This window comes from Pseudoalteromonas sp. KS88, from assembly GCF_004766475.1.
Lineage (GTDB): Bacteria > Pseudomonadota > Gammaproteobacteria > Enterobacterales > Alteromonadaceae > Pseudoalteromonas.
In genome coordinates this window covers 21658-36505 of sequence record NZ_PYHV01000015.1, presented here as the reverse complement: position 1 = coordinate 36505, position 14848 = coordinate 21658, and the positions used below count along the sequence as shown (strand labels likewise).

Genomic DNA, 14848 nt, shown 5'->3' with positions numbered 1-14848 from the left:
GATACGATGCTATTAATTTTTTTTGATGTCGACTTATGCGTAAAATTTTACCACTCACAGTTATAGTTATAGCACTCGCATTATTATTACCAGGTATTACGCAACCTGTTTTAACTCTTGAGGGAAGAATAGACAAGTCGCAATTAGCTCAAGTGGGCATTGAAATGCTAGCAGAGGAAGGTGACGTAAGTACCCGCAATATGCTGATGATGGCATCAAGTATGCTGGGGCTTGACAAACTTGAAGGTGAAATTAGCGCATACCAAAAAACACGCAGTATTTGGGGGACGGTTAATGAACTGGCAGATAATAAAAACTATTTAGTCGCCGTGCTGGTGGCATTTTTCTCTATAGTTATCCCAACCTTAAAGTTATTAATGCAATTGTTATACATGTTTTTACCAGTGAATAAATTTAAACACATGCTCGGTCGAGTTATACAATGTGTTACTAAATGGAGCATGGTAGATGTATTTGTGATTGCTTTAATCGTCGCTTATCTTGCCGGTAATGCTGATGGCCAAATGGGTGAGTTGATTAATATGCGCGCCGAATTGGGTGCTGGTTTTTGGTATTTTACTGGTTATTGTTTATTTGCCATCACCGCGAGCAGTTTAATTAAAGTTACGCCAAGAAATAGTTAAACATTTGTGTTAACTGTGTAGTTATCATAAACTTCCCTAGAACCTAGAACCTAGAACCTAGAACCTAGAACCTAGAACCTAGAACCTAGAACCTAATTTTAAAAGGCATTGTGTTGCAACGTATTAACCAGAGTTTATTGGCCATAGTCTTGTTACTCACTTTAGTGGGTCAAGCTGTTGCGTCTGTAACTATGTCATGCGAAATGCCTCATATGAGCCAAGCTCAGGTGCAAGCTGTTGATACTACCGATATGCATCATGATATGTCATCAGGTATGATGAATATGGATTGCTGCGATGACGACGCAACAAGCAACCAAGAGTGCGCTTGTCCAATGAGCGCATGTAGTACTCATTCTATGTTGAGTATGGAAAGTTTATTTACCGCCGTGCTACTCAATTCCGATAAAGTACAGCTCTACACCCCGCAAGAACAACATTATATAGCCAGTTCGTTATATCGCCCTCCTATGCCTGCGTAATTGCAGGATAGGTGCGTCTAAAATTTACTAAATCATATTAAAAATCACCTATTACTGCCTCTAAATTAATCATTTTTTTAATTTTTCTGGAGAGTAGTGTGAAACACTTTTCTATATTTAAAGTCAGTATTTTAGCTTTGCTGTTAGGTACTGCAACATCAGCACACAGTAACGAGCTAAGCCTTAAACAAGCGCTCGATTATGCGCTTGATAACGAGCCTTGGCTGAAGGCCAATAAATATCAACAAGTTGCTGTGCAAGCACAAAGCTTAGCCGCAGGCACGCTACCTGATCCGGTATTAACCTTAGGGCTGATGAGTTTACCAACGGATGGATATGCTTTTGATCAGGAAGGCATGACCCAGTTAAAAGTGGGTGTAAGCCAAATGTTTAGTCGTGGTAACAGCCTAGAGCTGAAACAGCAAGCTTTAGCTCAATCAGCGCAGCAATATCCTTGGTTGCGTGCCGACAGACTTGCCCAGGTTAAAACCATTATTATTGAATCTTGGCTCAACGCATATCGGGCTCAGCAAAGTATTGCGCTGATTGAGCAAGATAAAGCTTTGTTTACACAATTGATTGATATTACCGAATCAAGTTATGCCAGCTCTGTAGGTAAAACCCGTCAGCAAGATATTATTCGCGCGCAGTTAGAGTTAACCCGCCTTGAAGATAAATTAGTGATGCTAGAGCAGCAGTTTGAAAGTGCCAAAAAACGGATGTCGCAATGGCTACCGATGAGTATGTTAACTCAACCTGTGAGCGCTAAGCGCGGTGAAGTTAAGCCATTAGTTGACTTTGCTGAGCTTAAATTTGAGCAGCTCATGCCGCTGCTGATGAAACATCCTGCCATCGTTGCTATAGAGCAAAGTATTGCTGCTAAACAAACCGAAGTTGCAGTGGCTAAACAAGGCTATAAACCGCAGCTTGGTGTGAATATGGGCTATGGCTATCGTGATGATACGCCGATGGGCGACTCTCGCGCCGATTTGTTTTCTATCGGTATTAGCATCGATTTACCGCTGTTTACCGATAATCGGCAAGACCAACAAGTTAATGCTGCAATTGCCATGGCTGAGTCGGTGAAAACAGAGAAATTGATCGCACTACAAAAGCTCAAAGGGATGTATTTTAAAGAGTTTAGCCAGCTTAAAAGGTTACAGCAGCGTGACGCGCTTTATCAAACTAAGCTATTGCCACAAATGGCAGAACAAGCACAAGCGACATTAAATGCTTATACCCGCGATGATGGTGATTTTTCAGAAGTGATGCGCGCCCGTATTAGCGAGCTGAACGCCAAAATAGACGCGTTGAATATCCAAATAGATCAACAAATTATTATTGCGCGCTTGAATTATTATGCAAGCAGCAAAGATGCTGTTGTGATGGCAGAGCTACTTGCAGGAGAGCATAATGAACATTAATTTAAAACTACTTATAGCAGTATTATTCGGGATAGGTATTGCCTCAATTGGCTTTGTTATTACGGATCACTCAAGAGATTCTGTAACGGTTAAATCAGAACAACGCCCCCTGTATTGGGTTGCACCTATGGATAGTAATTATCGCCGTGATGAACCGGGCCTTTCTCCCATGGGCATGGAGTTAGTGCCTGTTTATGCTGAGAGTGAGAGCAATAACCAAAACGGCCCTGGTACAGTAACAATATCTCCTACAGTGGTTAATAACCTTGGCGTTAGAACCGCAAAAGTACAGCTTAAAGCATTGCAAAGTGAAGTGAGAACAGTGGGCTACGTACAATTTAATCAAGATCAATTAGTACATATTCACCCGCGTGTTGAAGGCTGGATAGAAACTTTGTACGTTAAAGCCGCTGGCGATAAGGTTGAAAAAGGTGAACCGCTGTATACCTTATATTCACCGCAACTGGTAAACGCACAAGAAGAGTTTGTATTGGCTGTGAATCGCAATAATTCCGTACTTATTCGCGCAGCCAAAGCACGCTTAAAGGCATTGAATGTGTCAGACGGTTTTGTTGAGCGTTTACAAGCAAATAAAAAAGTGATGCAAAATATTACCTTTTACGCCCGACAAAGCGGTGTAATGAATGAACTTAATATCCGTGAAGGTTTTTATGTGAAACCCGGTACTTCAATGATGAGCATTGGTCAACTCGATGAAGTGTGGGTCGAGGCTGAAGTATTCGAGCGCCAAGCGCAGCTTATAGAAGTGGGTTTACCGGTTACCATGACACTTGACTATATCGCAGGGCAAAGTTGGCGAGGTCGAGTTGATTATATTTACCCAACGCTAGATGCTAAAAACCGTACATTACGAGTGCGCTTGCGCTTTAACAATCAAGATCATCAACTAAAGCCAAATATGTTTGCGCAGGTGACCATTAATGCTAGCGCTGAACAACAACTTATTGTGCCAAAAGAAGCTGTTATTCGGACCGGCTCGCAAGACCGGGTGGTAGTGGCTCTTGGTGAAGGTCGCTTTAAATCAGTGGCAGTAGAACTTGGTCGCAGCGATAGTGATAACACGGTTATCTTGGCGGGTATTAATGCCGATGATGAAGTCGTCATCTCAGCACAATTTTTGTTGGACTCTGAATCAAGCAAAAGCTCCGATTTTAAACGTATGCAAACACCAGCAGTTATCACCAGCGTATGGGGGAAAGGCGTGGTGAATAGTGTTATGGCAGATCATCGTATGGTGAATATTAGCCATGAACCAATGGATGAATTAGATTGGCCTAGTATGACCATGGACTTTGCCGTTGCCGATAGCGTTGATTTTAAGGCGTTGCAAGCAGGGCAAGCTTTGCATTTTGAGCTAACAAAAAAAGCGGATAACAGTTACCTGATAAGCGCTATTCATATAATGGATTCAACTCATATGATGAATGAAGCTGACAACATGGCTACGGTAACAGGCAGTATCAATACTATTGATAAAGACAAACGAATTGCCAATATCAGTCGTGGCGCAATTAAAAAATGGAATCGAGGTCCTGCCACTATGGACTTTACATTTGCTGAAAGTGTTGATTTAAGTCACCTTGCAGTGCAGCAAAAGCTGACATTTACCTTCAGTGTGCAAGACGGTGAATTTGTCATCCAGCGTATTGATACTGTATCAAGCATGCAATCACACAGTGGTCACTAGGGGGCATTATGATAGCAGCAGTTATTCGTTGGTCCGTTACTAATCGCTTTTTTGTCTTGTTATTAACAGCAATATTGATTGGAGGTGGCTTATTTGCGGTAAAAAATACCCCAGTTGATGCTTTGCCCGATTTATCAGATGTGCAGGTGATTGTAAAAACCTCCTACCCAGGGCAAGCGCCACAAGTAGTGCAAGATCAGGTCACTTTTCCGCTAACCACTGCCATGCTTTCAGTACCTGGGGCGAAAACAGTGCGGGGCTTTTCATTTTTTGGTGACTCCTACGTGTATGTCATTTTTGACGAAAACACTGATCTTTATTGGGCACGAAGCCGAGTACAAGAATATTTAAGCCAAGTGGCTAGCCGTTTACCTGATACCGCAACCGCAGAGCTTGGCCCAGACGCCACCGGTGTTGGTTGGATTTATTTATACGCGCTGGTAGATAAAACTAATCAGCATGACATTAGCCAGTTACGTAGTTTACAAGATTGGTTTTTGAAGTTTGAATTACAAACCGTCCCAGGGGTATCAGAAGTGGCTTCGGTGGGCGGTATGGTTAAACAATACCAAGTTAATGTAGAGCCGGATAAACTGCGGGCTTATGGTATTCCGCTTAGTTTAATTCAAACGGCCATAAAGCAAGGCAACCAAGAAATGGGCGCCTCGGTAGTAGAAATGGCCGAAGCTGAATACATGGTAACTAGCTCGGGTTATATAAAAAGTATGGCTGATTTAGAAGCCATTCCACTGGGTGTTAACGCCAACGGCACACCACTGCAATTACGCGATGTAGCCGACATTCGCCTCGGCCCACAAATGCGCCGTGGTATTGCAGAGTTAAACGGCGAGGGCGAAGTCGCGGGTGGCGTAGTGGTAATGCGCTATGGCGAAAACGCACAAAAAACCATAGAGCTGGTAAAAGCAAAACTCGAGTCTCTAAAAAAAGGCCTGCCAGATGGCGTTGAAATAGTGCCTGTGTATGACCGTTCAAATTTGATCAAAAATGCCGTAGATAACCTTAGTAGCAAGCTAGTCGAAGAGCTAGTTGTAGTAGCTCTGATCTGTGTCGTTTTTTTGTTTCATGTGCGCTCATCTTTGGTGGCTATTATTACTTTACCTTTGGGAATTTTAACTGCGTTTATCATCATGTATTGGCAAGGCATTAACGCTAATATTATGTCGCTCGGCGGTATTGCGATTGCCATTGGCGCGATGACTGATGGCGCAATCGTCATGATTGAAAACATGCATAAGCATATGGAAAAAACCCCATTAACTGACGAAAACCGCTGGCAAGTGGTCACCGATGCGGCCAGTGAAGTCGGTCCCGCACTATTTTTTAGTTTATTGATTATTACCGTAAGTTTTATGCCGGTGTTTATTTTAGAAGCGCAAGAGGGCCGTATGTTTTCCCCGCTTGCGTACACCAAAACCTATGCCATGGCAGCATCTGCGGGTTTAGCAATCACTTTAGTGCCTGTTTTGATGGGCTACTTTATTCGTGGCAAAGTCATTTCAGAGCAGAAAAATCCGGTTAATCGGTTACTGGTTAACACCTATAAACCATTACTGAATCTCGTTTTACGGTTCCCTAAAATGACCTTATTGTTAGCACTGGTAGTCGCCATTATTGGTTTTTACCCAGTGAATAAAATTGGCAGTGAGTTTATTCCGCCGCTGGATGAAGGCGATTTAATGTATATGCCCACCACTTACCCAGGTTTGTCGATTGGTAAAGCGCGTGAGATTTTACAGCAAACCGATAAGCTTATAGCCACAGTACCAGAGGTGCTAACAGTATTTGGTAAAGTCGGGCGCGCAGAAACCGCCACCGATCCTGCACCACTAACCATGATTGAAACCTTTATTCAGCTCAAGCCAAAAGATCAATGGCGCGAAGGCATGACCTTAGCTAAATTGAAAAAAGAGCTCGATGGCTTAGTGAAGTTTCCAGGCCTGACAAATGCGTGGGTTATGCCAATCAAAACCCGTATCGATATGCTGGCAACCGGGATTAAAACGCCGGTAGGCATTAAAGTCGCAGGGCCAAACTTGAACGAAATTCAAAAAATTGGTCAGCAGATAGAAGTCTTACTTAAAGATTTGCCCGGCACGGCTTCCGTTTACTCAGAGCGAGTAGCTGGTGGACGTTATATCAAGGTAGATATCAATCGTGAAAAAGCAGCCCGTTACAGTTTAAACATTGCTGACGTACAGCAAGTGGTTGCTACCGCTATTGGCGGCATGAATGTCACGCAAACGGTTGAAGGGCAGGAGCGTTACTCGGTGAACTTGCGTTATCCGCAGGATTATCGCGATTCGCCAGAAGCCCTCATGTTATTGCCAATTGTAACCCCAACAGGGCAACGAATAGCACTTGCCGATGTGGCCAATGTATTTATTGAAGACGGCCCACCAGGTATTAAAAGTGAAAACGCTCGTTTAAACGGCTGGAGCTTTATTGATATTGATGGCATTGATATTGGCAGTTATGTAGACAGTGCGCGCCAAGTGCTCGACGAGCAATTAGTGTTGCCACCGGGTTACTCAATAACGTGGGCAGGGCAATATGAGTACATGGAGCGCGCTAAAGATAAGCTTGCTTATGTATTACCACTGACCTTAGCGATTATTATTGTGCTGTTGTACCTCAACTTTCGAAGCTTTGTTGAAGTGGCAATAATTATGGCTACTCTACCATTGGCAATGATTGGGGGGATCTGGCTTATGTACATAGAAGGTTTTAACTTCTCAGTTGCCGTGGGTGTGGGCTTTATTGCCCTTGCTGGGGTCGCGGTTGAAATTGGGGTGATCATGTTGGTGTACTTAAACCAAGCTTACAATGAAAAGTGCGCGCAAGCACAACAAGCTGGTAGAGCACTTAGCTTTATTGAGCTTAAACAAGCTATTGTCGAAGGCGCAGGCCTGCGAGTACGCCCAGTGATGATGACAGTCGCCACTATTATCATCGGTTTACTGCCTGTGCTCTACGGCACTGGAACAGGCAGCGAAGTAATGAGCCGTATTGCTGCCCCTATGGTCGGTGGCATGTTTAGCGCGATAGTGTTGACACTATTGGTATTGCCTAGCGTATATTTATTGTGGCGAAAGCAATCACTGAAGTGATTTGAACGGTCTATAACTTTTACTGGTGGTGTGTAACTTGTACCCTTAAAAAGTGCTTTATATATCACGCCACCCGTATTCATAGTTGATTTAAAAGGATTAAATGTTTTGGCACAAAACCCGCATTGAGTTATCCATCACGTGAGTAAAAAAGGAATACACATGCAAGTTAAAACGATACAAGAAGTGTACGATTGGACGATACTTTTTCACACCCAGATGGCAGCAAACTTCCATAGTGTGAAAGGCAGCCTTGATGAACATAATCAAATGTTGGTTGAGTATTATTTGGAGTATGAAAAAAAATTAGCCGAGGATTTGGTTGGTTTTAAAGTGATCACTGAAATTAATACACTCGATACATACTGTTATGAGTATTTCGCTAAAAATCCAGAGTTGCTAACATTTAACGATCTTGATCAAGGTAAACAGGTCGATGAGCACGTTATTCAGGCATATTTAACGGAGCAACACCAAGCGGTGATTGAGTTATATGAGTACTTATTGTCTCGAGCTAAAACTGAAAACGGTAAAGAAAAAATAGCGCAGTTATTAGAGCTTGAGCAGCAAGGCATCAAACAAATGATGCAAAGCTCAAATCGTCATATGGATATGTAAAAAATATACGGGTAGCACTGACTACCCGTGTTATTTCATTCAAACAAAGTCGATTAAAAATCCGACTTTCTTTAAGTATTTTTGCTCTTGTTGTAGGTCAGCTAAGAGCAAGGTTTGTTCGCTTAGCCACCCCACAGGGAATTGCAATAACATACTGTTTCCCTTCACGGTTACCGCCAAATCTTGGTGTTGATCACTTAGGCGCTTTTGATTTAATAATACCGCTAATCTGAGTAAAACTATGAGTTGTAATATCTGAAAATGGGGTAACGAGAGTAGTTGAGGAAATGCTTCTAAGCGAATCTTTTTACGATAAAAGCGTATCAAGCAACTCAGCAATGTTTGTTGTTGTTGTGTGAAGCCAGGCAGCTGACTATTTTCAACGACGTAGGCACTGTGCTTATGTAGGCCCGATGAGTTAATACTTAAGCCTATTTCATGCAATTGCGCAGCCCAAACAAGTAACTGATGGTTATCCAGTGAGTCCAATTGCCACTCTTTTTGCACTTGAATAAAAAGCCAGTCCGCGGTGTTTGCGACTCGCCCAGCGTGTACTTTATCAATAGCATTTCTTTCGCTTAAGTTAGCGATTGTATTGGTACGAATATCTTTGAGTGCTAACTTTTGCTGCATTTCATGAAGTAGCCCTTCACGCAATGAGAAGTCACTGTAATCCATTTCGTCGATACTGAATAACTTAAAAATAGCGATTAAAATAGCCAACCCGCCGCAAATACTGGCTTGGCGCTCAGGGCTTAATCCCGTGATAAGTAAGTTATCAATCGTTTTAGCTGCGATACACTGCGTTTTTAATTCAAGTAGGCGCTCTAGGGTAATGGTTTTTTGTTGTGGATCATTTGCAATAATCATTGCAAGAATCGACTTAATTGTTCCTGAAGTACCGACCACAGCGTCCCAGCCTGCACTCATATAGCTGGCATAAATAACCTCAAGCTCTTGCTCTGCTCTGATTTGCGCTTTATTGAAGCGTTTTCCATTAATGATCCCATCAGCAAAGAACTGCTTACTATAACTAACACACCCCATATTACGGCTGCTGAGCAATGAGTGTTCAAAATGTTTGCCAATTATTAGTTCTGTACTGCCACCACCAATATCGACAACTAAGCGATTTTCATCATGATGGATATAATGAGCCACGCCTTGGTAAATTAAACGTGCCTCTTCCTGCCCTGATATAACATCGATATGATAAGGAAATACCTTACTTGCTTGGGTTAAAAACGCATTAATGTTCTTGGCGCGCCTTAGGGTATATGTTGCGGCTATTTTTACATTACTCGCAGGGAAGTCCTGTAATGTAGTGGCAAACTGTTTCAATACGGCTAAAGCCCGCTCGGTCGCAGCTTGACTAAGTTGGTGCTTATCATCCAATCCATCAGCCAAATATACGCGCTGTTTCTCTTTATGAAGAATCTGCAAAGAGCCATCCACTTCTCTTGCTACCACTAAGTGAAAACTATTTGAGCCTAAATCAACGGCAGCAATTGAAGGGTAATTATTCATTATGGTAATTGTGTTCCCATTTTTTTAAGAGGTCATGGATTGCTATTTGTGAGCGAATCTTTTTGCGATTACCGCGTTTGACATAGAGGTTTTTTTGCTCACTATCAATAATACGTGCTTTTGTGCGGTCTTTAAATTGTAAATCAATAATATCAATAATCAGTTGTTTTAACTTTTCATCATAAATGGGAACCCCCACTTCAACACGGTGATCTAAGTTACGTGTCATCCAATCTGCTGATGAGATATATACTTTTTCTTCGCCTTTAGTACCAAATATCATGACTCGAGGGTGTTCTAAGAAGCGATCGACAATACTGATTACACGAATATTGTCGCTAAAATTTGCAATGCCAGGCACTAAAGAGCACATACCACGTACTATGATTTTAATCTTGACCCCTTTGCGCGCAGCAAAATACAAATTATCAATCAGTTCTTTATCAACAAGGTTATTGACTTTAATCGATATCTTGCCCGATTTACCGTTCTCGACATTTGTTACTTCTTGCAAGATCAATTCATTAAGGACTGTTCGCGCATTAACAGGCGAGATCATTAAGTGCTCAAAAACAAACGGTTTATAGCTGTTTTCTATAAATTTAAATACGCTGTCACTTTCATCACAAATGCCGCTATGCTTGGTAAACAAACTAAAGTCCGTGTAAATTTTAGCTGTTTTTTCGTGAAAATTGCCTGTGCCTATATGTGCATACTTTACAATTTGGCCTTTTTCACGGCGATGGATAATGCATAATTTACTGTGTACTTTTAATGCGGGGATGCCAAAAATAACTTTAATGCCCGCAGCGCTCAATACCTTTGCCCATTTTATGTTATTTTCTTCATCAAAGCGTGCTTTTAGCTCCACCATAACGGTGACTTTTTTGCCATTTTTTGCCGCATTAATTAGCGATGAAATTAATCGAGATTTACTGGCGACCCGATAAATATTTACTTTGATTTGCGTAACTTTTGGGTCAAACGCCGCTTGACGTACATATTCAAGTAAGTGATTAAAAGTATGGTAAGGGTAGTAAAGTAAAATATCCTGCTGAGTAATCGCGTCAAACACACTTGCATGGGTATTAAATGAGCTGCTTTGTAAAACGGGTAAGCTTTTATTCTCTAGGTATTGGCGTCCTACATTAGGGAAGCCAATAAAGTCCCTAAAGTTTCGATAGCGCCCACCTGGTATAAGGGCATCATGATGGGTGACCCCTAAGCGTTTCTTCATCACTTTAAGCATCGACTCAGGCATTACTTGGTCGTATACCAGCCTAACTGGCTCGGCATAAATTCGCTGCTTTAAGCCTTTAGACATTTTATCAAGAATACCTTCTTCTAGCTCGTCGTCTAAGTTGTACTCAGCGTCACGGGTGAGTTTGATTGAGTGGCCTTGTATTTCGTTAAAACTGAAAAAGTTACTAAACACATCATTAATAAAAAACAAAATTATATCATCGAGTAATACAATTGTTTTGTGACGACGCGTTTTCTCCGGAGGTAAAATTACAAACCGAGGGACTCTATCGGTTGGCACTTCGAGCATCGCATAATGGCTTTTATCACTGAGCATTTCGACAAAGATGTAGGTCATTGTATCGTTGATATGATCAGAGTAATCTTTATTCTCATCCAGCATGATGGGAGAAATATGCTGAAGAACTTTGTCATGAAAAAAAGTTTTTAACCAACTGATATGAAAATCACTGAGTGTCTCTGGGCGATCAACATGGATGTTATGATCATTTAAGTCGCAGAGGATTTGCTGGTGAATGGCATTAAATTTTTTGGTTAATTGCAGGACTTTTTGCTGAATCTCAGCAAGTAATATCTCATCTTCATCAAAATTCGTATCAGGCAATTTATTTAGTAGTATTCGGCGTTTTACGTCAGCAACACGAACCCTAAAAAACTCATCTAAATTATTAGAAAAAATCCCCAAAAAGCGCATGCGTTCTATAATGGGGTTGTTTTCGTCAGCAGCTTCTTGCAGCACTCGGTCATTAAATGACAGCCAACTTAACTCTGGTGCAAAATAAGTGATTGTTTGCGACACGTTTGAGCACGCATTCATGATTCATTCCTTAAATAACGTCTCCTTAAAAGGTAGTACAAAAAGATGACATTATCATGACAAACATGTCAATTGCATTACATGTTTGTCATGGGAATTTACGACAGTAAGGGAAAGGTTTACGCTGACTCAATGTCAACGATCAAATCAGCTGTAATAGCCTCTAGCGCATTAACAACTTCATCTTTGTTCATGCCCTGAGGAAGTTCAATTGTTGCCACAGCGCTAAAAATAGGTACTCCCCAATTTGGCGCGCTTTGTTGTTTAGAGTTTAGGTGAGTAATGCTGGCACCTTTGTGTCTAATAACACTGGCAAGCTCTTGCACTATCCCTGGGCGATCATTACCTGTGATAACAAAGTTCAATGTTTCAGCGGGGGTGTTTTCAATTGACTCGACACCGTTTTCAATTTTGACCTCTAGATCTGGCAACTCATCGAGTGCAACTTGTAACTCTTTAAGATGCTCCTCAGGTACTGTTACTTCTAAAATTCCTGCAAAATGTCCAGCTAAATGACTCAAGTTACTTGTTAACCAGTTTCCATGATGACTTAAAATAGCAGACGAAATGTCTTCGACAAGGCCGGGGCGATCGTGCCCTAAAATAGTGATAACTAATTGCTTCATGAGTAAGTTCCTAAAAGTGCCGTTCAGAAAAATGCATCGGCATGAAATAGTTGAATGATTGTTATGTTTATAAAGCCAAGTTGAGTATTGACTCAGTTAGTTATTTTGTCCAACTTTTGTTGGGTTTGGTTCCAATTTGATACAAAGAAAAAGTAGGTTTCTCATACTTTAGTTAGTTAACCTACTGTTTATTATGCGGTATTAGAAAGGTGAAATTTTCTCATATTGGTGGTGTAAGCTAATTTTTTGATAAATATTAGCGTTTAAAGCCATTGGTTATAGCTAGAAAGCAAATTAACGCTATTATGACGTCTGTAACATTACTGTCATCTTGGTGAAATATAATAAGCCAACGTTAAGTTTTAAAGGTGTTTCGATGACTTCCAATCCGAATAAACCGTCTTTCAATACGGATAGAAGCCGTCTGTTTAAAGACCGGTTTGCCCAATTTAGCATTACTGCTGGCGGTATAATGGTATTAATAGCGCTGCTGTTAATATTTTTCTATTTGCTATATGTAGTTCAACCTATTTTTGAATCTGCGAAAGTGGAGACACGCGATAGCTTTGAATTGAATAATATTGAGCAGATTGCAGGCCTAGGTGTAGAAGAGCAAACAGAAGTTGCGTTTTTACTGACTAGAGCGGGCGCAGTTGATTTCTACAGTGTAGAAAAGCAAACATTTGGTAATAAACTCACAAGCCTCCCTGTCACTCTCGACGCTAAAGTATCAAGCTTTGCTAAAAGCGCGCCTTTTCAGGGGCAATACGCATATGGTTTGGAAAATGGTTCAGCGGTCATCGTTGTACCAAAATTTTTAGTTACGTTTCCAAATAACAAACGCAAATTAACGCCTCGTTTAGATTATCCACTGGGTGAAATGTCACTGGTTGTTGATGATCAAGGTGCTGCCATTTCTCAATTTGCTTTTAGCCACTATGAAGAGAAAACGGCCATCGTTGCACAAACCGTTGATAAACGCTTAATGTTTAGCAGCTTTGTTGCTGAAGAAAACATGTTCACGGGCGAAATTGAGTGGCAAGTTGAGCGCACAGAATTAGATGTTGATGGGCGTATTGATCAATTGCTCATGTCACCAGACACAACACGCACTTTTGTCCGCACGGCAAATCAAATTTATATCTATGATACGCGCTTTCCTAGCGACGTTGAACTGATTCAGGTTTTGGCTGCTAACGAAGAAAATGCCAATTTAGTTTCTGCAGAACTGCTAGCCGGTGCAAACTCATTGATGCTTGCTAATGACAACGGCGAAGTATCTCAGTGGTTTGAAGTCAACACGGATGACGGTCGTGAGTATCAAAAGATTCGTGCTTTTGAAACAACAAAACAAAACAAGCTAGATATCTTCACAGAGTTTTATCGCCGTACTTTCTTTACTACCAGTTCAAATGGTGAGCTAGGTTTGTACTACACCACCAGTGAAGCAAAACTTTGGCAAGGTAAAATAAGCGATGGTGCAATTGAAAACTTTGCAATTGCACCACGTTCGAACGCGGCACTTATTTTAGCTGATAACAAGCTAACCGTTGTAGAAATTCATAACGAGCACCCAGAAGTAACCTGGTCAGCTTTATGGCAAGAAGTGTGGTACGAAGGCTATCCAGAGCCAGGTTATATTTGGCAATCAACATCAGCAAGTGATGATTTTGAATCGAAGTTTTCTTTAGTGCCCATCTCATTCGGTACAATTAAGGCGGCAATGTATGCCATGTTATTTGCTGTGCCGATTGCATTGTCAGCGGCTATTTACACAGCATACTTTATGTCGAGTGAGTTACGTAAAGTAGTTAAACCCACCGTCGAAATAATGGAAGCATTGCCTACGGTAATTTTAGGTTTCTTAGCGGGTTTATGGCTGGCGCCATTAATCGAGGAACATTTACCTGCCATTGTCGGTTTATTGGTTATGTTACCTTTGGGTATTATTGCCACAGCTTTTGGTTGGACAAAGTTACCAGCCAGCATTCGTCATCGTATTCCTGAAGGCTCTCACTCAATTTTACTTATTCCTGTTGTGTTACTGATAGGCTGGTTAGCGTTTGCAATGAGTGGTGCGATTGAACTGTGGATGTTCGATGGCAATGTACGTCAATATCTGACCAATGAATTAGGGATGACATTTGACCAACGTAACTCATTAGTTGTTGGCATTGCGATGGGCTTTGCTGTGATACCTACTATCTTCTCTATTGCTGAAGATGCAGTATTTAGTGTACCTAAGCACCTTTCGAATGGCTCTCTTGCCTTAGGAGCTACACAATGGCAAACATTGGTAAGCGTTGTATTGTTAACTGCCAGCCCGGGTATCTTCTCTGCGGTAATGATGGGATTAGGCCGCGCAGTAGGTGAAACCATGATTGTACTTATGGCAACAGGTAACACACCTATTATGGACTGGAGTATCTTCCAAGGTATGCGTACGTTAGCGGCCAATATTGCAGTTGAAATGCCTGAGTCTGAAGTAGGGAGTTCACATTATCGAATCCTGTTCTTGGCGGCATTTGTATTATTCATATTTACTTTTATTTTCAACACAGTGGCTGAGTTTGTTCGTCAGCAGCTGCGTGATAAATACAGCTCAATGTAA

Annotated in this window: 10 protein-coding genes; 7 read left to right on the top strand and 3 right to left on the bottom strand. The window is 41.5% G+C overall.

What is annotated here, in order from left to right:
• Positions 1-35: 35 nt before the first annotated feature.
• From C7Y70_RS09725 to C7Y70_RS09700, 6 genes are all read left to right on the top strand, one after another.
• Positions 36-644, top strand: a complete 609-nt coding sequence (locus C7Y70_RS09725) for a paraquat-inducible protein A (protein ID WP_135474731.1) — start codon at positions 36-38, stop codon at positions 642-644.
• Positions 645-754: 110 nt separating this feature from the next.
• A complete protein-coding gene (locus C7Y70_RS09720) occupies positions 755-1126 on the top strand; it encodes a hypothetical protein (protein ID WP_237114046.1) in 372 nt (123 codons plus the stop codon).
• Between the two features lie 98 nt (positions 1127-1224).
• Positions 1225-2550 (top strand): TolC family protein, encoded by a 1326-nt coding sequence (locus C7Y70_RS09715; protein WP_135474729.1) that lies wholly within the window; start codon positions 1225-1227, stop codon positions 2548-2550.
• The gene (locus C7Y70_RS09710) at positions 2540-4258 is read left to right on the top strand and encodes an efflux RND transporter periplasmic adaptor subunit (RefSeq protein WP_135474727.1); all 1719 of its coding nucleotides are present in this window, start codon (positions 2540-2542) and stop codon (positions 4256-4258) included. The genes C7Y70_RS09715 and C7Y70_RS09710 overlap by 11 nt, the downstream gene beginning before the upstream one ends.
• Before the next feature lie 8 nt (positions 4259-4266).
• Positions 4267-7386 (top strand): efflux RND transporter permease subunit, encoded by a 3120-nt coding sequence (locus C7Y70_RS09705; protein WP_135474725.1) that lies wholly within the window; start codon positions 4267-4269, stop codon positions 7384-7386.
• 162 nt (positions 7387-7548) lie between these two features.
• Positions 7549-8004: a hypothetical protein gene (locus C7Y70_RS09700; protein ID WP_099296854.1), complete on the top strand. Its 456-nt coding sequence runs from the start codon at positions 7549-7551 to the stop codon at positions 8002-8004.
• A 39-nt stretch (positions 8005-8043) separates the two neighbouring features.
• Here the strand turns inward: C7Y70_RS09700 and C7Y70_RS09695 are convergent, their stop codons facing one another.
• The 3 genes from C7Y70_RS09695 to C7Y70_RS09685 all read right to left on the bottom strand — a co-directional run bounded on the left by C7Y70_RS09695 (position 8044) and on the right by C7Y70_RS09685 (position 12237).
• Positions 8044-9531 carry an exopolyphosphatase gene (locus C7Y70_RS09695; protein ID WP_135474723.1) on the bottom strand — a complete coding sequence of 496 codons (1488 nt, stop codon included), beginning with the start codon at positions 9529-9531 and terminating at the stop codon, positions 8044-8046.
• Positions 9524-11611, bottom strand: coding sequence for a polyphosphate kinase 1 (ppk1, locus tag C7Y70_RS09690; protein ID WP_135474721.1), 2088 nt, complete (start codon positions 11609-11611; stop codon positions 9524-9526). The genes C7Y70_RS09695 and ppk1 overlap by 8 nt, the downstream gene beginning before the upstream one ends.
• A gap of 119 nt (positions 11612-11730) precedes the next feature.
• Complete coding sequence (locus C7Y70_RS09685) at positions 11731-12237, bottom strand: ACT domain-containing protein (RefSeq protein WP_099296851.1); 507 nt, start codon at positions 12235-12237, stop codon at positions 11731-11733.
• Between the two features lie 376 nt (positions 12238-12613).
• Here C7Y70_RS09685 and C7Y70_RS09680 point away from each other — a divergent pair, with 376 nt between their 5' ends.
• Entirely contained in the window at positions 12614-14848 is a 2235-nt protein-coding gene (locus tag C7Y70_RS09680; RefSeq protein ID WP_135474719.1) for an ABC transporter permease subunit, read from the top strand.